The 19,235-nt window shown below is 55.3% G+C and carries 18 protein-coding genes; 9 read left to right on the top strand and 9 right to left on the bottom strand.

Going from position 1 to position 19,235, the window contains the following annotated elements; genetic code table 11:
- The first annotated feature begins 79 nt into the window (after positions 1-79).
- The 6 genes from WCX72_RS07660 to WCX72_RS07635 all read left to right on the top strand — a co-directional run bounded on the left by WCX72_RS07660 (position 80) and on the right by WCX72_RS07635 (position 5,113).
- Positions 80-1,060, top strand: coding sequence for a sce7726 family protein (locus WCX72_RS07660; RefSeq protein WP_345969237.1), 981 nt, complete (start codon positions 80-82; stop codon positions 1,058-1,060).
- A gap of 65 nt (positions 1,061-1,125) precedes the next feature.
- On the top strand, positions 1,126-1,914 hold the full coding sequence (locus tag WCX72_RS07655) for a phytanoyl-CoA dioxygenase family protein (protein ID WP_231018337.1): 789 nt from the start codon (positions 1,126-1,128) through the stop codon (positions 1,912-1,914).
- A 55-nt stretch (positions 1,915-1,969) separates the two neighbouring features.
- Positions 1,970-3,322 carry an MATE family efflux transporter gene (locus tag WCX72_RS07650; protein WP_345969236.1) on the top strand — a complete coding sequence of 451 codons (1,353 nt, stop codon included), beginning with the start codon at positions 1,970-1,972 and terminating at the stop codon, positions 3,320-3,322.
- A 547-nt stretch (positions 3,323-3,869) separates the two neighbouring features.
- Positions 3,870-4,121 carry a hypothetical protein gene (locus tag WCX72_RS07645; protein ID WP_345969235.1) on the top strand — a complete coding sequence of 84 codons (252 nt, stop codon included), beginning with the start codon at positions 3,870-3,872 and terminating at the stop codon, positions 4,119-4,121.
- Between the two features lie 126 nt (positions 4,122-4,247).
- Positions 4,248-4,577 carry a winged helix-turn-helix domain-containing protein gene (locus tag WCX72_RS07640; protein ID WP_345969234.1) on the top strand — a complete coding sequence of 110 codons (330 nt, stop codon included), beginning with the start codon at positions 4,248-4,250 and terminating at the stop codon, positions 4,575-4,577.
- Between the two features lie 14 nt (positions 4,578-4,591).
- Positions 4,592-5,113: a hypothetical protein gene (locus tag WCX72_RS07635; protein ID WP_345969233.1), complete on the top strand. Its 522-nt coding sequence runs from the start codon at positions 4,592-4,594 to the stop codon at positions 5,111-5,113.
- 21 nt (positions 5,114-5,134) lie between these two features.
- Here the strand turns inward: WCX72_RS07635 and WCX72_RS07630 are convergent, their stop codons facing one another.
- From WCX72_RS07630 to WCX72_RS07595, 8 genes are all read right to left on the bottom strand, one after another.
- Complete coding sequence (locus tag WCX72_RS07630; RefSeq protein WP_345969232.1) at positions 5,135-5,791, bottom strand: CatB-related O-acetyltransferase; 657 nt, start codon at positions 5,789-5,791, stop codon at positions 5,135-5,137.
- 10 nt (positions 5,792-5,801) lie between these two features.
- Positions 5,802-6,215 (bottom strand): MarR family transcriptional regulator, encoded by a 414-nt coding sequence (locus tag WCX72_RS07625; RefSeq protein ID WP_345969231.1) that lies wholly within the window; start codon positions 6,213-6,215, stop codon positions 5,802-5,804.
- Positions 6,216-6,336: 121 nt separating this feature from the next.
- Complete coding sequence (cowN, locus tag WCX72_RS07620; protein ID WP_231018324.1) at positions 6,337-6,648, bottom strand: N(2)-fixation sustaining protein CowN; 312 nt, start codon at positions 6,646-6,648, stop codon at positions 6,337-6,339.
- Positions 6,649-6,880: 232 nt separating this feature from the next.
- Entirely contained in the window at positions 6,881-7,603 is a 723-nt protein-coding gene (budA, locus tag WCX72_RS07615) for an acetolactate decarboxylase (RefSeq protein ID WP_345969230.1), read from the bottom strand.
- Positions 7,604-7,660: 57 nt separating this feature from the next.
- Complete coding sequence (locus WCX72_RS07610) at positions 7,661-8,182, bottom strand: hypothetical protein (RefSeq protein WP_345969229.1); 522 nt, start codon at positions 8,180-8,182, stop codon at positions 7,661-7,663.
- Positions 8,183-8,192: 10 nt separating this feature from the next.
- Positions 8,193-8,543 (bottom strand): spore germination protein GerW family protein, encoded by a 351-nt coding sequence (locus WCX72_RS07605; protein ID WP_231018320.1) that lies wholly within the window; start codon positions 8,541-8,543, stop codon positions 8,193-8,195.
- Between the two features lie 159 nt (positions 8,544-8,702).
- Positions 8,703-9,455 carry a TSUP family transporter gene (locus WCX72_RS07600; protein WP_231018318.1) on the bottom strand — a complete coding sequence of 251 codons (753 nt, stop codon included), beginning with the start codon at positions 9,453-9,455 and terminating at the stop codon, positions 8,703-8,705.
- 79 nt (positions 9,456-9,534) lie between these two features.
- The gene (locus WCX72_RS07595; RefSeq protein ID WP_345969228.1) at positions 9,535-9,828 is read right to left on the bottom strand and encodes an ATP-dependent Clp protease adaptor ClpS; all 294 of its coding nucleotides are present in this window, start codon (positions 9,826-9,828) and stop codon (positions 9,535-9,537) included.
- Between the two features lie 752 nt (positions 9,829-10,580).
- On the opposite strand from WCX72_RS07595, the gene WCX72_RS07590 reads away from it, so the two are divergent.
- Complete coding sequence (locus WCX72_RS07590) at positions 10,581-11,390, top strand: transglutaminase family protein (RefSeq protein ID WP_345969227.1); 810 nt, start codon at positions 10,581-10,583, stop codon at positions 11,388-11,390.
- Between the two features lie 401 nt (positions 11,391-11,791).
- Here the strand turns inward: WCX72_RS07590 and trxA are convergent, their stop codons facing one another.
- Positions 11,792-12,166 (bottom strand): thioredoxin, encoded by a 375-nt coding sequence (gene trxA / locus WCX72_RS07585; RefSeq protein WP_231018312.1) that lies wholly within the window; start codon positions 12,164-12,166, stop codon positions 11,792-11,794.
- Positions 12,167-12,341: 175 nt separating this feature from the next.
- On the opposite strand from trxA, the gene WCX72_RS07580 reads away from it, so the two are divergent.
- Together WCX72_RS07580 and WCX72_RS07575 are read left to right on the top strand one after the other, a co-directional pair.
- The gene (locus WCX72_RS07580) at positions 12,342-12,650 is read left to right on the top strand and encodes a Dabb family protein (RefSeq protein ID WP_345969226.1); all 309 of its coding nucleotides are present in this window, start codon (positions 12,342-12,344) and stop codon (positions 12,648-12,650) included.
- Positions 12,651-13,894: 1,244 nt separating this feature from the next.
- The gene (locus WCX72_RS07575; protein ID WP_345969225.1) at positions 13,895-19,231 is read left to right on the top strand and encodes a PKD domain-containing protein; all 5,337 of its coding nucleotides are present in this window, start codon (positions 13,895-13,897) and stop codon (positions 19,229-19,231) included.
- The last annotated feature ends 4 nt before the right edge of the window (positions 19,232-19,235 follow it).

Below are 19,235 nucleotides of genomic sequence, written 5' to 3'. Positions count from 1 at the left end.
GGCACCGCACGGCAGCCGTCACATAGTCGCTGCTGCCATCTTTTCGCCGCCGCGCCCGGCTACGCGCTATAATCGCGCCATGGATGCCGTCAACGCCAATGAAGTCCTCGCGCTTCTCAATGCCATCACCGCCGACGAAGCCCTGCTCGAAGAGCAGCGCGACAACCCCTTCATCCCCCGCCGCCTGACACGGCGCCGCAAGCAGTTGTGCGACTACTGCAGCGGGGGCGACGACGAAGGCTATGTCCGGCAGGCCTACGCGGAGATGACCCCGCGCCAGCGCCGCGACCGGGACCACAAAAGCTTCCTCGCCAAGTACCGCAAGCTGCGGCCCGCCCCGGCGTCGAACGAGGCCGAATTGCGCGAGGCTGCCGAAACCTTCCTGCGCGAACGCTACGGGGAGGGGACAACCATCATCCACGAGTTTACGCAGTGGAATGTAAGTGTCCGTCCGGACCTCTACGCTCTCTCGGAAAACGAAACGCTCGTTGCCGTCGAGATCAAGAGCGACAAGGACAACCTCGACCGCCTCTACCGCCAGCTTGACGGCTATTCCCGTTTCAGCAACCACGTCTACGTCGCCCTCGACGAGCGGTTCCTGCCTAAGTACCTGCAGACCTTCGGCAACCGCTTCGAGCATGTGGGCATACTGCTCTACGGCGAAAGGGGCCTGGGGCTTTACAAGGCACCCGAACCGCTGCTTCCCGATACGCTCGTCGCCATGCTCCGCGCCCCGGAGCTGAAGCACTACCTCTCCATGCTGAACAACCGCAGCCGCCTCCCGGGCAGCGACTACAACACCTACCGCGACGTCATCGATGCCGTCTACACCCAGCGCGAACGCGAACTGGTCGCGCGTCAGCTCTTCGTGACCCGTCTGCGGGGCGGCAGGCCCGATGATGTTAAGATGGTGAACTACGTCGACCCGCTGGAGAAGCAGCTGCTCTTTGATGAACTGCTGAAACCCTCCTACTGGGAAGCGGGGCGGCTGGGCAGGGCGGTAAGGCTTCCGGGCGTGCTGGAGCTCTACCGGCAGCTGCGGCAGCCGACGCTCTTTTGACGCGGGGTCGAACAGAAATTGCTTTATCGTCTAAAAAGCGTGACAATGGAGAGGGGAGCAGTGCAGTGAAAGTAGGGCCGATGCCGACGGAAAAACATTGGTTCGAGTATGAAAACTACCGAAAGCATCCCCGCTACCTCGGTCTCTCCGGGGAGGAGAGGGCCATAGTCGACCAGTTCAACGCGGACGGCTGCTACCTCTACAGGGGAGCAATCGGCGACAACACGGTCGAGAAGGTCAACGACGCGCTGGACGACTGGACAGTTGCCAACGTCAAAGCCCTGGCGGCGAACAAAAAAGCCGACGGCACCTACCCGCGCCTGATCGGTCTGCACGATGAAATTCCCGAGATCAATGCCCTCTTCGCGGAGCGCACCATTGTAAAATTGCAGGAGCTGCTGTTCGGCCTGGGGCCGTCGCTGCGGACTTCGATCACCTTTTTGCAGGGGAGCCAGCAGCCGCTGCACCGGGACATCCCCGTCTTTCACGTGATGCCTGGGGAACCCTATTTCAGGATCTGGATCGCCCTGGAAGACACGACGCCGCAGAACGGCACGCTGACGGGGGTCAAAGGCGCCCACCGGGTCGCGGCGGAGCGCTACGGGCTGCCGCACCGATTCTACGAACGTTTCGATACAATGCCGCCACAGGATCCCGACGCATGGCGCCGGTACCAGGAGACGCTGAAGCGGCAGTACGAAGCGGCCGGTCTGAGCGAGGAGGCGTTCGCCTTCCGCAGCGGCGACGCCCTTATCTGGCACCCGCTTTTCCCCCACGGCGGCAGCGTCATCGAGAACAGACGCTCCAGCAGGCGCTCCGTCGTCCTGCACGTCTCGGCCCTCCCGCCGCGTTAACACCATCTTAACCATTGCCGCACCGATGGCGGGTGCAGGCAGGAAGCAACTATTAATGAACCAACCGTCCCGCTCCATATTGACGTCTCTGCGGCCAAACGCGCGCCTGCGCGAGGTGCTGCGGCTGGCGCTGCCCGCGGCTTTCAAACACCTCCTCGACGTCCTGCAGATCCTCGTCGACATGCTGATGGTAGGACTGCTGAGCGTCTCCGCCCTGGCGGCGGTCGGGACGAGCATGCAGTTCATCATGGTCGTCAACGTCGTCATCACCCTTTACGTCGTCGGGGGCAACGCCGTGACGGCGCGGCTCATCGGTGCGCGGCGCCGCAAAAGGGCCAATGCGCTGCTCTTTACCCTGGGCGCTTTTGCGTTGCTGCTCTCGCTCCCCTTTACCGCGGCGGGCACCCTCTTTGCCGACGAGTTTTACCGCCTGCTGGGCACGGGGGAGGACGTCGTGCACTACGGCGGCGTCTATTTCGGCGCGCTCTCTATCGGCTTCCCTCTCATCTTCCTCGACGCGCTCTTTTACAACCAGCTCAGCGCGGCGGGCGATACGAAGAGCTCTTTGTACATCAAGCTCGCCTCCGCCGGGGTCAACGCCCTGCTGGACTACCTGCTCATCTTCGGCCACTGGGGACTGCCCGCGATGGGCGTCGCCGGGGCGGCCTATGCGACGGTGGCCTCCTACGGCCTCAACATCGTGCTCTACCTATTGCTGCTGCGGCGCCGCGACGCGCGGCTGCATTTTCTGCCGCTGTGGAACCTGCCGGACCTGAAGCGCGCCGTCAAGGTCGGCAGCCACGCGGCGCTGGAGCGCCTCATCACCGTCAGCTCCTTCCTGCTCTTCATCTGGGTCATCGCCTCCTATGGCACGGCGGCCCTGGCGGGCTACCAGGTGGGGCTGCGCGTGGAGGGACTCGCCTTTATGCCGGGCTTCGGCTTCGCCGTCGCGGCGATGGCCATCGTCGGGCAGCAGCTGGGGGCGAAGCGCCCCGAGGAGGCCTACGAGGGAGGGCTTTACAGCCTCAAAGTCGCCGCGACATTCATGGGAGTATTCGGGCTTGTCATGGTCATCTGGCCGGAGCTCTTTGTGCGGATGTTCACCCACGATCCCGCGACCGTACAGCAGGCGTCGCTCTACCTGCGCCTCGTCGGCCTCTCCCAGGTGCCGCTGGCCGTGCTTTTCGTGCTCAGCAACGTCCTGCGCGGCGCGGGGGACACCCGCACGCCGCTGAAGATCAACATCGCCGCGCTCTGGCTGCTGCGGGTCATTCCCTCCTACATCGCCATGAAACTGGGCTTCGGCATCATTGCCGTCTACATCATCATGACGCTGGAGACCTTCATCAAGGGGTTTATCTTCTGGAAAATCTTCCGCAGGCGCGCGTGGCTGAAGACGAAGATATGATCTATTCCTCTCATTATTTAGACTGACAATTGAACAGTAGTCTCTTTGCCACTTTTTTAGAAAAAGTAGCATAAAAATCGGCCTTTCGCGAATCGCTCATCCCTCCCGGCTTTGTGCCTCCGGGATGGCTTATAAGGATCGCGCTCAAGACCCAAGGGTCTATTTTATTGATGCGCTTCGACGTGTCGAAGCTCTCTTCCTTCTACTAGCTTCGATTCATCGAAGCGCATTGATCAATAGGCGACTTGTCGTTAAGCGTGCGCTTCGCGCAACGACGATTTTCTTTTGTTTCTTTTCTTTGTAAAAAGAAAAGATAGAGAAGAGTATTTCTTTGCCACTTTTTTAGAAAAAGTAGCGCAAAAAGCGGCCTTTCACGAATCGCTCATCCCTCCCGGCTTTGTGCCTCCGGGATGGCTTACAAGGAGCGCTCAAGGCCAACTTTCAATTTGATTGAATGCGCTTCGACGTGTCGAAGCTTGTGTATGAAAAGATGTTGGCTAAAATGTTTTTACTATGCGTGGGTGCATAGAGTCAAAAGGATCAGCGTATGAAAAAGAGCGTATTTGCAGTGGCTTTCCTGCTCTATGGCAGCCTGGCCTTCGCCGTCAGCGTCGGCGTTATCGTCCCTTACGAAGAGGAGGAGAAGCCCGCTCCGAAAAAGGAGCTGACCGCCGAGCAGAAAAAGCAGGAAGCGGTTTTCAAAGAGCGGCTACGGCAGCGTGACGCGGAGCGCGAGAGAGCAAAAGAGGCGCAGGAGAAGTTCCGGCGGGAACTGCAGGAGAAACGGCAGAAGGATTAGAAGCTCTCCCGGCTGCAGCGCTTCAGCGCATTAATAGTGGTGTCGATTTCCTTATGAACTAATAGTTGTGTTATATGATATAATTATTGTATCAAATAAACAATATTATAAATCAAAGGAGCCCGTATGCTGGAGGCACTTTTTGGAACGAGAAGCCGCGAAATGGTTTTACAGTACCTGTTGGCTTTCGATGAGGGGTACGCCAGGGAGATTTCCCGTTATCTCGACGTGACGCTGACCTCCGTCCAGCAGCAGCTTGCCAACCTGGAAGAGGGCGGGGTACTGCTGAGCAAGATGTCCGGGCGGACAAGGGTCTATTTCTTTAACCCGCGATACGCCTTTTTGCCGGAACTGACGGGCTTACTTGAAAAGGCCCGTACCTATTACCGACCCGAATTGCGGGAGAGGTTGGTGATGCAGCGCAAGCGCCCCCGCCGCCCGGAGAAACCGCTGTGAAAACGATAGCTACGATGAGCATGCCGGAACTTGCGGGATTCCTGTGTGAAGCATTGGAAGCAGTGGATATTCCCGTCGTGCTCTCCGGCGGTTCCTGTGTCGAGATCTACAGCCGGGGCGAATATACTTCGTATGATATTGACCTGATCAACCGCTATAACGAACAGTTCAAGAAGATCAAGAGGGTAATGGAGGCGCTCGGTTTCAGTGAGAAGGAACGCTATTTCGTTCATCCTGACAGCCATTTTTTCATCGAATTTCCCTCCGGGCCTCTCGGTGTAGGCGATGCCCCGGTGGAAGAGATTGCGGAACTCGATACCGATGCCGGCGTTTTGCGCCTGCTGACCCCGACGGATTGCATCAAAGACAGGCTGGCGGCATATTATCACTGGAAGGATGAGCAGTCCTTACAGCAGGCGGTCTGGGTAGCACAGCAAAACGCTTTTGATCTTGAAAACGTGCGCAAGTGGTCTGAGGCGGAAGGTGCACTGGAAAAGTTCGGCGACTTTGAGAAGATGGTTACTTCTGTAAAATAGCTTTTTCCGTGCGCCGCTGCTCTAAGCTAGGGCTTTCAGCGCGTCGATGTCGCCGCCGGTAATGACGTCGATGTGCTTTTCGATCTTCGCTGTCGGCCACTCCCACCAGCGGATGGCAAGGAGCGTCGCCGTGACCTCGTCGTCGAAGCGTTTGCGGACGGGGCGTGCCGGGTTGCCCGCCACGACGGTGTAGGGCGCCACGTCTGCAGCGACAACGGCATGGCTGCCAATGATGGCGCCGTCGCCGATGGTCACCCCCGGCATGATCGTGGCTCCCAGACCGATCCAGACGTCGTTGCCGACGACGGTGTCGCCGCGATTGCCGGACTTTTCGAACATGGCGACAATGTCCGCGCCCGTCGTCTCCGCGTTCATCGTGAAGTTGTCGAAGGGGTAGGTGGAGAACCCGCCCATGGCGTGGTTGGCCGAGCTCGTGATAAAGCGCACCCCGTGGGCGATCTGGACGAACTTGCCGATGATGAGCCTGTCGAGGCTGAGGGGGAAGAGGTAGGGGGCGAGATAGCCCGCGTAATCCTCCAACGTTTCAAAATTGTGGTAGTAGCTGAATTCACCCACCTCGATGCGGGGGTGGTCGATGACCGCCCTCAGGTGGACGACCTGCGGGACGGCGGTGCCGTCGGGCATCACCATGGGGTGTTTTTTTGCCGGGTCCAGCATAGTGCTCTCCTTAGTTTAGTTTTGCCGCGATCGCCATGCAGGCGTCGATATCGCCCGTTTCCAGCGGCGAGAACAGGGTGTCGAGGGTTGACTGCACCGTTGCCAGGGCGTCGGTGGACTGCTGTACCCCGGTGTCGGAGAGCTTGACGAGGCTCACCCGCGCGTCCCTGGGGTTTTTCTCTTTGCGCACCAGCCCCAGCTTCTCCAGCGGGTTCAGCGCCCGGGTGATCCCCGAGGCGCTCATCCCGACCTCTTCGGCCAGGTCGATGCGCCGCATAGCCCGTCCGGGCGCATTGTGGAGCCGGTGCAGGATGTAAAATTCCGAAAAGCTGATGCCGTGGACGCTCAGCGCCCGGTCGACCTGCTTGAAGAGTTTCGCATGCGCGGAGGAGAAGGCGAAGAGCCATTCCAGTTTCGTAGCCATGAAATATCCTTGCAATATATTTGAGTACACAAGTATATTGCAAATATCTGCGATAGTCAAGAGGGGAGCTGAGGGAGTAACTCTTGTGTAGCCTGCGTCGAGGAGAGGGCGGGGCCGCCGCTTAGCAGCACTCCAGTTCGGCGCGCTTCAGGGCATTGAGCCCCTCCTCGTCCTCTTCGTTCTCAAAGAGCTCTTCGAGGTAGAAGACGTTGGAGCAGACAAGGTAGAGCAGGGCCTCTTTCTCGTCGGCTTTCGGGTCGCGGTCGTAGTAGGCCTGGGGGATCGTCGGGATGATCTTTTTCCAGTAGAGGTTGACGTGCTCGGCCTGCCCGGTCACATACAGCAGGCGGTCGATGACGAGGCAGGCGTTCTCGAAGCAGTCGATGTTCGCAAAGGAGACGTAGCGTTCGTCGATGCGGATTTCATTGTTCATTGGGCGTGCTTTTCGGAAGGGAGGAGGGGCGCGGCGGTGCGGAGGGTCATTAGTTTCCTTAAAAATATTTGTGGAATATTATACTCTTTGTATTTTAAGAAAAGTGGCTGTTAAAAGGCCGTTTCTCCGGGACTCCGCATGCTGCGTCACTGCAGGATGCTCTATATTTGTCCAGTGCGGTCGGAGGGATGGTTACGGTCAATACAGCAGAAAATCGCATCTCTCCCGGGTGCTACTTCTCCGCCGCCTCGAGGTCTGCGGCCGTGTCGCGCCTGAAATCGCGGGTCAGGTAGTCGTGCGTCATGGGGAGGGAGAGTTCGAGGGTGTGGAGTATCTGCACCTCGACGGTAACGCCGCGGGTGTGGCACTCCAGCAGGTGGCCGCCGTGGCGGCGATCCTGTGTAAGAAAGTGCAGGTGCAGGCCGGGGACGTTGAGCGAGGCCATGAACGCGGGCGTGTAGAAGCCGGCGAGGCACCCCTCCGCGTTCTCAAAGCGGAATTCGTGCTGTTCGGCGGCCGCTTCGCTGAGTGGCCGGTAGTTGTGCTGCTTGGGGACGGAGCGCGCCCGGACCAGGTCGAAGCGGCCGCGGATGCGGAGGGCGTAGAAGAGGTTGGGCGAGGGGAGCAGGGCGTCGAGACGCGAGAGGAAGGTGCCGTAATCCATCGCATCTTCGAAAGTCACCGTAAAGGTCGGTTCGAAAAAGGTGACGACGGCAAAGGGGGTGTGTTTGGCGTCGGCGACGCGGTGGGCCTCCCCGTCGGCGGTGATCTGGTAGACGTCGCCGTCCAGCATCACCATCTCCCCGTCCAGGTCGTCGAAGGTGCCCAGGCCGAAGTCGCCGTGGCGTTTGATCTCGGCCAGGGGGATGTTCTCCTCGTAGATCCCCTCCACAAGGGCGTTGACGGGGGCGCAGAGGTAGAGGGGGTGCGATGAAGCGGTGCGTTCTGCGGGCATTGGGTTCTCCTTTCGTCTGTCGGTGTCGCGGACGGTCACACTGCCGCAGTGATCATCCTAGCGTCCTCCTGCAAAGAAAAAGCGCAGCAAAACGCCGAAGATCCGCAGGGGGACAAGGCGGACCCTTGCGCTGAAGCGCCCTTCGAAGACGGCCTCCTCGTAATCCGCGACGAGGTTCATCTGCCGCGCGCTCAACAGGAGGGGCTGCAGCATGCCCATCAGCATCCCGGTGCAGGCCGGGTCGCCCAGCCCGATGCGGCCGTGAAGGCTGAACTCCCTGACCTGAATGCTGCGACGCAGCCCCCGCAGAAGCCTGGTGACGCGCTGGGGCGATACACTCCCGCCCGGGAACTTCGAGGCGTGCGCTTTGCGCTTTTTCCGTTTCGCTTTTTTCACCGTTGCCGCTTTTTTCGCGAGCCCGGTAAGGTCTATGGGCACAAGCCCGAAAAACCAGTGCAGCCGGGCCTTGTAGTCGAAGGTCTCCTCCTTTTCCAGCTGCAGGCTCAGCTCGACGGGAGTGGCGAGCAACGCGAGCAGGAACAGGAGCAGAAAGGCGATGAGATAGAGAACTACTAGCATGGTTCAGCTGCTACTCGTCGTCGTCCTCTTTCTCCTTCATCGCCTTGGCGAGGGTGTCGCCGAGGTGTTCGAAGACGCCGGCCATCCCGCTCTTGATGGGTTCGACCCTGACGCCCTCCTTGTTGATGATGACGAGGGCCACCGGCCGGATGCCGCCACCGCCGCCCGTGCCGGCGCCCTGTCCGTCACCGCTTTTTTTGCCGCTGATGTTGCCGCCGGCACCGAACCCGAACCCGATGCTGATAAGGGGGATGAGGGTGTTGCCTTCGATGACGAAGGGCTCCCCGACGACCGTTTTGGTGCTCAGCACCCTTTCAAGCTCCTCCAGGGAGGTTTTCAAAACTTCTTGAACATGTTCCATCGCGCTCTCCTTGCTTGCTAATGCAGATATGCTGCGATTAATCCGGAGGGGTATTGCATCCGGACGACAATGTTTTTTACTCCTTCACTGATTGTAGCAAAAAGTGACAATGGGGAACGAAAGGGTTTGAAAGTAATGCTGCCAGTGAGGGTCAGAACATCAAGAGGAAGCGATGTACTTAGCGAGCATCAGCAGACAGACGGCGATGACGAAGGCGCGCAGGTACTGCGGGTTGATCTTGTAAAGCAAATGCACCCCCAGCCAGGCGCCGATGGCCTGGCCCAGCATCATAATCAGTCCCACGTGCCAGACGACGTTGCCGAAGAGGATGAAGACCAAGAGGGACGAAACGTTGGTGGCAAAGTTGAGCGGCTTGGCCGTGGCGGTTGCTGCCACCAGTTTCGCGCGCCGCAGCAGCACGTTCGCAAAGCTGAAGAAGGAGCCCGTCCCGGGGCCGAACATGCCGTCGTAAAAACCGATGCCGGGAATGACGAGCCAGGTGAACTTTTTCGCACCTACCTTGATGCTGAAATTTTTTGCTTTGCTGGGATTGTAGAGCAGAAAATAGCCGATGATCAGCACGAGCACGACGGGGATGACCAGCGACAAAGAGTGCTGGCTGATAAACTGCACGGCTACGGTGCCTATGACCGAACCGACAAAGGCGGCAATAAAGAGGGGCCTAATGTGCCGCCACCTTATTTTGGATCGCTTGAGCAGCAGAAAGGTGGCCGTCCCCGTGCCGATGCACCCCTGCAGCTTGTTCGTGCCCAGCGCGTTGATGGGCGACAGGCCCGTGAGCATCAGCGAGGGCAGGGTAATGAGCCCGCCGCCCCCGACCATCGTGTCCATCGTGCCGGCGACGATGGATGCGGCAAATAGGAACATGAGCATTTCGATCGAGATTTCCATGAGCGTATGCGATGCTTTTTTTATTCCATAGTGGTTAACAAAAAAGGCATATGTTGACGATGGAAGTTATGAGGAAGTCTTACTGCTCTTCAACCGAGCAGCGCATAGGGAAGCCCTCTTTGCGGGCCTGCTCCCGAACCATGAAAGCCTTTGTCTCTGCGATCTCGTAGGTGTAGATGCCGCACAGTCCCTTGCCCTTGGTGTGGATGTCATGGGTGATCGCGTCTGCTTCCGCGATGGTTTTGTGAAACACCGTATTGATGATCTTGATGCAGAACTCCCAGGTCGTATAGTCGTCATTGAGCATAAAGACGGCGAACATTTTTGGTTCGCTGGTGGCGAGTTCGGTCTTGCTTTCGAGTTGTGTTGACATGGCGGAAGTCTAGCATATTAAAAGATTCAATGGGATTGCGTCCCCCTCAATGAGCTTCAGTTCTGGAATCGCAAAACGATTAGAAGTCAGTTTATATTCATGCCACTTTTTTAGAAAAAGTAGCGCAAAAAGCGGCCTTTCGCGAATCGCTCACCCTTTCTCGGCTTTATGCCTTCAGGGTGGCTTTCAAGGAGCGCTCAAGGCCAACCTCCAATTTAATTGAACGCGCTTCGACGTGTCGAAGCTGTCTTCCTTTTACTAGCTTCGATCCATCGAAGCGCATTGATCGATAGGCGATGTGTCGTTAAGCGTGCCATGAAAGCCGCTGCGGAGGCATAAAGCCGGGAGCAGCGTGCGATTCGCGCAACGACGATTTTCTTTTGGTTCTTTTCTTGATAAAAAGAAAAGAATGAGGGGATTGTTTCTTTGCCACTTTTTTAGAAAAAGTAGCGCAAAAATCGGCCTTTCGCAAATCGCTCACCCTTTCTCGGCTTTATGCCTTCAGGGTGGCTTTCAAGGAACGCTCAAGGCCAATACTTGATTTGATGCGCTTCGACGGGTCGAAGCTAATATGGGGGAGGGGCATAGAGGTTTCTTGTCGGGCTGCCCTTTTCCGAGAGATGACCATATGAATTCATAAGCGACTCCACTCACTTACTTTTAAATGTGTCTCGCATGTAATGTGACACGTTATAATGAATAACCGGTGGGATAGGGGTGCAACGCCACTTGTCACATTGTGAAGGATTGTCATGTGGTTACACGCATCTTGCTCCCTTGAATTCTCCATTCCGGTTCCGACGCCTTTTCTGCTGATGCTGCGCCCCCGGAGCGGATGGCAGCAGTGGGTTGCCAGCGAACACTACGTTCTGTCGCCCAATGTGCCGGTGATGGAGTTTACGGATATGTTCGGCAACCTCTGCCAGCGGCTGGTCGCAGCGTCGGGCTACTTTACCGTTCACACCTCCGTCGACATTGAAACCGCGGAGGCCTACGATACGGCCCCGGGTGCTCCTTTTGTCGAAGTGCAGCAGCTGCCGGACGAGACGCTGCCCTATCTCTACCCCAGCCGCTACTGCGAATCGGACCGTTTTACGGAAATGGCCAGGTCGATCACGGCGGGCCGGGCTGCCGGTTACGACCAGTGCGCGGCCATCGTCGAGTATATCCGCCATACGGTCCGGTATGCGCCGGGCATGGGGCAGCAGATCATCAGCGCCTCCGAGCTCAACCAGGCAGGCTTCGGCGTATGCCGCGACATGGCCCACCTGGGCATCGCCTGCTGCCGGGCGCTGTCAATACCAGCGCGCATGGTTGTCGGCTACCTGGAGAGCCTCGAACCGATGGACCTTCACGCCTGGTTCGAAGCCTATGTAGGCGGCCGGTGGTACACGTTCGACCCGACACAAAACGACTTGTGGGGTGGGCGCATCGCGATCGCCTTCGGACGGGATGCCGCCGACGTCGCCATTTACACGCAATTCGGCGACCCCGTGGAACTGCTGTATATGTCGGTCAATGTCGAACGGATGGTCTCGCCTCCCTTCGACAGTGCGTTCTGAAAACAGATTTCTATTTGAATGAAGGCACTTTGTCGCGACAAAGCTCTTTTTACTAATACTAGCTTCGGTTCCCGAAGCGCATTGATCGATAGGCTCAGGGTCGTTAAGCGTGCCTTGAAAGCCGCCCTGAAGGCATAAAGCCGAGATAGGGTGAGCGATTCGCGCAACGACGATTTTCTTTTGGTTCTTTTCTTATGAAAAAGAAAAGAATGAAGATAATAGTTCTTTGCCACTTTTTTAGAAAAAGTAGCACAAAAAGCGGCCTTTCGCGAATCGCTCATCCCTCCCGGCTTTGTGCCTCCGGGATGGCTTATATGGGTCGCGCTCAAGGCCCAAGGGTCTATTTTATTAATGCGCTTCGACGTGTCGAAGCTAATTGATATGAGGGGAGGGGGCGAGGCTTACTGCTGCGCGGCCGCTTCCTGCTTTGCAATTGTTTCACGGACCATGTCCATGTCGAGCGCCTGCGCCTTTTCCGCGATATCCAGCAGCTTCTCGTGGAAGAGAACCCCCTCCTGCTGGAACACGACAATTTCGTCTTTCATGACCACCGTTGTCGGGATAGAGCGGATCTGGAACTGCGCGGCGAGTTGCTGCTGCTCGTCCGTGTTGATCTTGGCGAAGGTGATGTCGGTCACGTTCTCCGCGATGCGTTCAAATATGGGTCCGTACTGCTTGCAGGGGCCGCACCATGTTGCCCAGAAATCGATGATAACGATTTCATTGTCCGCGATTGTCTTCTCAAAGTTCTCCTCTGTTAGTGCCATTAGTGCCATTCTTTCTCCTTGGTTGTTTTACGCTGCTATGCAAATTAGATTCAAGGGGTGATTTTAGGGGAGTTTTTGTGGTGAAATACCCCCTGCATGTATAAATTTTGCAACTCGGCCGGCAGCTAATGGATGATGCAGACTGTTCATTGTGTTGATAGCAGATTTTTTCTAAGCGAGGTGAATGATGATAGTACACGTTGAAATGTATAAGTTCAAACACGAACTGAGCAAGATGGCCAACATGGTCAAAGCCAAAGAGATGCTTGAAGGGCTGCCCGAAAAGGTGGAGTGGCTGCAGACGATGCAGGTGGGGCTGGACTTTAACCACGGGGCGCACTCGTATGACCTGTGCCTCTACGCGACCTTTAAGACGAAGGAGCACCTGATGTGGTACAAGGTCGAACCGGAGAGCCTGGAAGTGCTTAACTTCATAAAAGACAACACAGAAGAGATGCATGTTGTCGATTACGAGGTTGATGAAGAGGAGTAGTGGGTATGCTCATTTGATGCGTACCTTCTGTTGCGACCAGGCTCTTTATACTCTCAGATTAGCTTCGGTTCCCGAAGCGCATAAATCAATAGGCGACCTGTCGTTAAGCGTGCCTTGAAAGCCGCTGCGGAGGCCCAAAGCCGGGAGCAGCGAGCGATTCGCGCAACGACGATTTTCTTTTGGTTCTTTTCTTTGTAAAAAGAAAAGATAGAGAAGAATGTTTATGCCACTTTTTTAGAAAAAGTAGCGCAAAAAGCGGCCTTTCGCGAATCGCTCATCCCTCCCGGCTTTATGCCTCCGGGATGGCTTACAAAGAGCGCTCAAGGCCAACCTTCAATTGATTGAATGCGCTTCGACGTGTCGAAGCTCTCTTTCTTTTACTAGCTTCGATCCATCGAAGCGCATAAATCAATAGGCGACCTGTCGTTAAGCGTGCCTTGAAAGCCGCTGCGGAGGCACAAAGCCGGGAGCAGCGTGCGATTCGCGCAACGACGATTTTCTTTTGGTTCTTTTCTTATGAAAAAGAAAAGAATGAGGGGCCTATCTCTTTGCCACTTTTTTAGAAAAAGTAGCACAAAAAGCGGCCTTTCGCGAATCGCTCATCCCTCCCGGCTTTATGCCTCCGGGATGGCTTACAAAGAGCGCTCAAGGCCAATTCCTGATTTGATTGAATGCGCTTCGATGTATCGAAGCTAATTTGTTTAGTGGGCGCCGCGAAGTTTATTGCTGGGCTGCCGCTTCCCGCTCCGCAAGCTTTTTGCGTACCTTCTCCATATCTGGAACCGTGATCCACTCGTCTTGTATGTTCACATGCCCCTGTGGATGTTTTCCGTAATAGTACGGAACCGTTTTTGCATAGAGCATAGGCATTAGTGCGCTTTTAAAGTGTGCCGGACCCCTTGGTGCCATCCTCGCTTGAACGAATCTCATCGAACCTGCAAAAGCCTTGGAAGCCCGTTGAAGCGTGAAGGGGTCAATACGGAGTGACGCGTCAAGCAGAATAAGGTTTCCAATAAAAAGCAACTTCTCCCTTGAGCCCGACAACGCTATTCTCTCTGCAAGACGGTGTACAGAGGCCTTCAGATGCGTGCAGGAACAGATTTTCTAATCTTTGTCAGTATTACCAAATGTTACATATTCTTATATTTTATGTCCCTATAACAAAAAAAAATACTGTTATGGCTTGTGTTGAAGTAACGGTGTGATAAAAAATTATCTTTTATCGTCAACTGGAAAGGATTAAAATGAAATATGCATTAACAAGTGTAATACTTGTCATCTATGCACTACTGTTTTCTGCCTGCGGAGGAGGCGGAAGTAACTCGGGAGCATCAGCGGATGCTCTGGCGCCGTCAACACCGGTTCTGGTCTCGTTGAACTCGCCGTCACAGGTCGGCGTGACGCTGTTTTGGCTTCCGGCTACCGACGACGGCACGGCTGCCGACGAGATTGTCTATGAAGTCCACATGGACACCGCCGAAGGCTTTACCCCTACGACAGCCTCGCTTAAAAAGACAGTCACGGGTGTCGCGGAGGCCGATATAGATGGGCTGCTCCCCAACACGCTTTACCATGTCAAAATCAAAGCCATCGACAAAGCCGGCAACTCGGTGATTTCCAAAGAGGAACAGATCACGACCCTCGAATTTGGCACGACAGTCTCATCAGCTTACAAGATCATCCCGGTCGCAGATCTTCACGGTGTGAATGTAGTCGTCAACGATACGAACATCACATTCACCGAGACGAACACGACACTTTATCCAGCCTATGGAGATGTCATCGTCGGAGATTTGGAGCATATCTTTTACCGCAAGGTTGTGGGGCTCGGCAAAACTGGTACGACCATTGAGTTGCAGACGATCGAGGCCAGCGTCGATGATATCTTTGTACAGACGCAGTTCATTTCAAACACCGTCTTGTTTGACGCTGCTGAGGTCCCGGCAGTCATGAGCAGCACATTGCAGCGTACTACGGCATTCAAAGGCGCCTCAAATACACGGGAAACGACCTGGGCATCGGGGCGCTTCAAGGCGACTCAAACGGTAACGTCTCATGCGACGCCTGCTTCCGCTACGGCACGATCCGTGGCGTATAGCGCTTCATTTGGCGCCTTTAATGTCACGATGCCGACAAACCAGATTGCGGTTAACGAGGGAGAGACCCTTACTGCTACGATTATTGCGAATCGAACCGATCCGGAGTATGAATTCAACGGTATCCGCATTGAGAAGGTTACACATGGCGGTACGGTCGTTGACCCTGCAACCCTGGGAATGACACTGACCAGAAACGGTACAGACCCCACGTTTATCAGCGCCGAGCTCAAGATGCTGGCTACCAGCCAGATGGTGAGCGAGGATCCTTATATGGTCACGTTTGAACTGCGTGCGGACGAAGTGATCTGTGACAATGCTGCAGACCCCTGTGCAACGGCAACGGAAACGGTCGAACTGGAGATCCATGTCGTACCCAAGAGTCAAGAGATCAGCTTTGGAACAATCAATGCCAGCCTCTCGACGCCAGATGGGGTGCTCTCTGCAGGGATGAAAGTGGAGTTCGCCCCTCATCTGACATCGCAGGTTGTAAAAACAGGCACCTTCTCGATCGATAAAGCCGAAATGTATTTGGAAGGTGACGTGCACTTTGATACCGAAGTACTGCTGAACTTCGAAGCGGCAAAAACCATAGGTGTCCGTACCACTGACGACGGCGTTGCCCCCCTGTGGCAACGTAACTTTACTCGGGTGTTTTTAGTGGCGGGCGTACCGGTGCTAGAAGAGATTACGCTCAGGTTGGATGCGGAGCTGACAGCAAACGCTGCCGGGGCCATCAAGGCGTCCACCAAAATGAACAATGTCATCCCGATCAAATCGGGTTTCCGTTATGAGAATGACAGCTGGGAAGCCATCGGTAGCAAGGAGGAGCCCACTCCCACCTATACGGCATCGATCAGCGTTGAAGGCAAGGCGGATGTCACCTTCAAAATCATACCGAGTGTACAATCGAAGACATGGAAAATCATTAAAGGCAGCGTGGCCGTGCCGCTTTGGGCCCAGGCGGCCATCGCTACCGAGGGCAGCATCCAAAATGCATCTGCCGATTATCGCCTGACGGATTTGGGCGCAACGCTTGGGGTGGATGTCACGTTAAAAGCGGAATTGGGCTTGGATTCCATGGAATACTTACATATGGGCTGGACGAAGAATTGGTCGATGTACCATGACGGCATTTTTTCGTTACCAAAGCTTGGCGTGAAAGCCACTACGCCTTCTGATTACGGCGAGGTGACAGTGGTCGGGCTTGTCGAAGACGGGATCAATAACCCGTTTGAACAAAAGTATGTCGACTGGAAAGTCTTACCCGAAGAGGGGGTGTATATCACCTATCCCGATGTCAACAATCGGGAAATCGCGAAACTCCAGTTCACCCAGCCGGGTGACTATACGGTCTACTTTATCGGCGGCAGCCAGAAGCTGAGTCAGAGTTTCGGTCGTCAGTACGCGACTGCAAACGTGAGTGTGACCGATATCAAGACGGCAGTACCGGCCAACATCGCGCCGGTCGCCATTGCCGGTGCCAACCAGCTGGTCATGGCGGGCGAGACGGTGACGCTGCCCGGATGGAACAGCGTTGACAGCGACGGCAAGATCGTCAAATACAGTTGGTATGACAACGGAACCCTGATCAACGAGAGTACGGCGAAGAGCTACGACTACATCTTCGCCCCGGGGGATCATACGGTTAGACTGGTGGTGACGGACGACAAGAATGCGACTGGCGAGACGGAAATCCTGGTCTCGGTCAAGGATGTCGTGCTGCCGACGGCGGGGGAACTGCCTTCCATGGCGACGCTTCCGGCGGAGTATCAGGGCGAAATCTCTCTCAACGCAGCTTCGTATACAACGCTTTGTCCTAAATACAGAGCGGAACTGGTTGACTCACCGGCATACGCAGATAATGTGGATACTTTTTATGTCGGGGCTTACAGATGTTCCTATCAATATGACAAACTCATCACATCGCAGCAACACATTAACGATGTTCCAAACGGGCTGACGCTGCATTTTGGAAACGATTTCAGGATCAGTCATGTCGAGAGTTTCAGTAACGGCGAGCCTGACGGGGCGCAAATCTATTTTGATGCCTTGGAGAACGTCCGTGCACTGTACTCATATGCCAATGGTGTTGAACACGGTCCCTGGTTCACAGAGAGCGAGTGGGGCTATCATCTGAATGGTCTGCAACACGGTGCATGGCACAGCGTCGATAGTGTGTTTGCTCCGGAAAGCTCACAATATAATCTTGTGTATGCGGATAGAGTTACCGATGCCGTATGGGACAACGGAAACCTGGTGCAGCGCACTGTTGCCATCAACGGTGTCGTGACCGAAGAGTACAATACGCTTAACGGTCAGCTGGACGGGCGTCAATACACGCTCGATCTCTATGACAACAATACGACGAACATCGAGGAGTATGCCGCCGGTGTACGCAACGGCGTTTACTATACGAAACGCACGGATACGAATGGGGATGTCTACGAGTTCACAGCCAACTACCAAAACGGTACACTGCACGGGACGGTACAGCTTCTGCGCAATGGCGCATTGTTGCTGGATGGAACGCTGCAAAACGGGTTGTGGAACGGAACGGTGACAGTCAAAGAGGGCCAATTCAGTCTGGAGTATGTCAACGAAGATCTGCGCACACTCATGGAACCGGTGCAGCGCATCTGCGGCTACACGTCTTGGGGAACTCAGTATTGGCGGGCTGCTTCCATCCCGTTCGTTAACGGCATTGTGGATGGGACGGTAGATTATGGCGGTACCAGGGCTGTTACCTATTCAAACGGTATTATGCAGGCGCAGACCTACTACGGTGCGACGACCTACAGTGAGACCATTTATCAGTCCGAAACGGTGGCGCCGCGCTTTGACAGTGATTACAAACCGGCGACGTGGACCCTTTATGATACAGCCGACAATCACGTCATGGAGCAAAAAATCTACAACAGTGCAGGTGAGCTCAGCCTGTACATGGTCTATGATCAAAACGGTCTTTTGGCCGAGAAAATCGTCTATCATGAAGACGGCTCATATGTACGTTATCTCTATACGGCGGGTGAACTGCGTTTTGAGTACCCCTATAACGCTTCGGGACGCAATGACGGTGTGCTGAAGACCTACCATCCGGGGGAAATCCTGGAGTACGAGATGCCGTATACGGATGGTACGCGTCACGGTGTCGAAAAATGGTACCTGGCAGACGGGAACCTTTCACTGGAACGGCCCTATGACAACGGTCTGCTTCAGGGGATGGAAAAGCGCTACTATGACAATCGTATGCTGCATATCGAAACGCCATGGGTCGCAGGGCAGCAGGAGGGGATAGAGACTGAATACTGCGAAGACGGCACGACGGTAAGGGGTTTGCGCCCCTATGTTGCCGGCAAGCTGAATGGGGTGGAGAAGGTCTATTTCGACTATACGACGCAGCTCGCTTCCGAGACGCCGTACACGGACGGCCAGAAGCATGGGCTTAGCAAAACGTACTCCTCAACGGGCATCACGTTGAACGAAACGCCTTACAGTTATGGCAAGCTTGACGGAACGCAACGGTTCTTTAATACAGATGGCGAATTATACTTGGAACGCGTATGGGCGGCCGATGTTCTCGTGAGCGAGATGACGTATTGTACCTCGGGGTATTACATGGATGACAATGGCACCTGTGTTGCCGTTGCTGTCTGTACAGAGAGTGAAAAACTGGTAAACAATACCTGTGTTCCGCTGACCTGTGAAGCGGATGCCTATAACTGTCCGAGCTGTACCGTCAACCAGGTGTTGCGCTATTATCCCGACGGCAGTGGCTATTGTGAAGACATCGTCTGTGCCGATTCGGAAAAACTCGTGGACGGGCAGTGTGTCCCGATGACCTGCCAAGCGGACGGTTACAACTGTCCAGTATGTACCGATACACAGCTGCTTGTGTATAACCCTGATGGAAGCGGGAGCTGTGAGGATATTCTCTGCGCTGAAGGTGAAAAGGTTGACGGCGGAGTCTGTGTGCCGATGACCTGTCAAATGGACGGCTACAACTGTCCGACGTGCAGCAGCTTTGAAGTGCTGATGTACAACGCCGACGGCAGCGGTTACTGCGAGATTCCCACGGGTGCCGTGCTCGACTACGCAAGCTATTTCCCCAATGCTCCCGGTTTCTATCCATTCTGGATGGACATCGATGCTCAGGATAATATCTGGATTCTGAATAGCGACTATAACAACCCATATGACGCTATCAAGTTTGATGGCAGTACGGTAGAAACATATGTCTGTCCGACCAGACTGGATATGATCGAATGGACATGGGTTCTGCCCGATGGAAGTTTCATGATCCAGGGGATGATGGGTGATTACTGCGTCGTAGAGAACGGCGTGACCCGCTATCCGACGACGACCGAAATACAGTATGCCGAAGATCCGACGTCAGGCAGTGGATCGGCTTCCTGTATGCAGGATTCTACAGGGGCGACATGGTGTATATCAGGCATCGATGGCTCTGTTTTGACAAAAAATTAAATCT

It is taken from the genome of Thiomicrolovo immobilis (assembly GCF_039645955.1).
In the GTDB taxonomy this organism is placed as follows: Bacteria; Campylobacterota; Campylobacteria; order Campylobacterales; family Sulfurimonadaceae; genus Thiomicrolovo; species Thiomicrolovo diazotrophicus.
The sequence above is the reverse complement of the archived record's forward strand: the minus strand, read 5'-3'. Positions and strand labels throughout refer to the sequence as shown.

What these genes read in the sequence shown, in the direction of transcription:
- WCX72_RS07660 (WP_345969237.1), top strand. Translation starts at nt 80, where the DNA reads ATGGATGCCGTCAACGCCAATGAAGTCCTCGCGCTTCTCAATGCCATC.
- WCX72_RS07650 (WP_345969236.1), top strand. Translation starts at nt 1,970, where the DNA reads ATGAACCAACCGTCCCGCTCCATATTGACGTCTCTGCGGCCAAACGCG.
- WCX72_RS07645 (WP_345969235.1), top strand. Translation starts at nt 3,870, where the DNA reads ATGAAAAAGAGCGTATTTGCAGTGGCTTTCCTGCTCTATGGCAGCCTG.
- WCX72_RS07640 (WP_345969234.1), top strand. Translation starts at nt 4,248, where the DNA reads ATGCTGGAGGCACTTTTTGGAACGAGAAGCCGCGAAATGGTTTTACAG.
- WCX72_RS07635 (WP_345969233.1), top strand. Translation starts at nt 4,592, where the DNA reads ATGAGCATGCCGGAACTTGCGGGATTCCTGTGTGAAGCATTGGAAGCA.
- WCX72_RS07630 (WP_345969232.1), bottom strand. Translation starts at nt 5,791, where the DNA reads ATGCTGGACCCGGCAAAAAAACACCCCATGGTGATGCCCGACGGCACC.
- WCX72_RS07625 (WP_345969231.1), bottom strand. Translation starts at nt 6,215, where the DNA reads ATGGCTACGAAACTGGAATGGCTCTTCGCCTTCTCCTCCGCGCATGCG.
- cowN (WP_231018324.1), bottom strand. Translation starts at nt 6,648, where the DNA reads ATGAACAATGAAATCCGCATCGACGAACGCTACGTCTCCTTTGCGAAC.
- budA (WP_345969230.1), bottom strand. Translation starts at nt 7,603, where the DNA reads ATGCCCGCAGAACGCACCGCTTCATCGCACCCCCTCTACCTCTGCGCC.
- WCX72_RS07610 (WP_345969229.1), bottom strand. Translation starts at nt 8,182, where the DNA reads ATGCTAGTAGTTCTCTATCTCATCGCCTTTCTGCTCCTGTTCCTGCTC.
- WCX72_RS07605 (WP_231018320.1), bottom strand. Translation starts at nt 8,543, where the DNA reads ATGGAACATGTTCAAGAAGTTTTGAAAACCTCCCTGGAGGAGCTTGAA.
- WCX72_RS07600 (WP_231018318.1), bottom strand. Translation starts at nt 9,455, where the DNA reads ATGGAAATCTCGATCGAAATGCTCATGTTCCTATTTGCCGCATCCATC.
- WCX72_RS07595 (WP_345969228.1), bottom strand. Translation starts at nt 9,828, where the DNA reads ATGTCAACACAACTCGAAAGCAAGACCGAACTCGCCACCAGCGAACCA.
- WCX72_RS07590 (WP_345969227.1), top strand. Translation starts at nt 10,581, where the DNA reads ATGTGGTTACACGCATCTTGCTCCCTTGAATTCTCCATTCCGGTTCCG.
- trxA (WP_231018312.1), bottom strand. Translation starts at nt 12,166, where the DNA reads ATGGCACTAATGGCACTAACAGAGGAGAACTTTGAGAAGACAATCGCG.
- WCX72_RS07580 (WP_345969226.1), top strand. Translation starts at nt 12,342, where the DNA reads ATGATGATAGTACACGTTGAAATGTATAAGTTCAAACACGAACTGAGC.
- WCX72_RS07575 (WP_345969225.1), top strand. Translation starts at nt 13,895, where the DNA reads ATGAAATATGCATTAACAAGTGTAATACTTGTCATCTATGCACTACTG.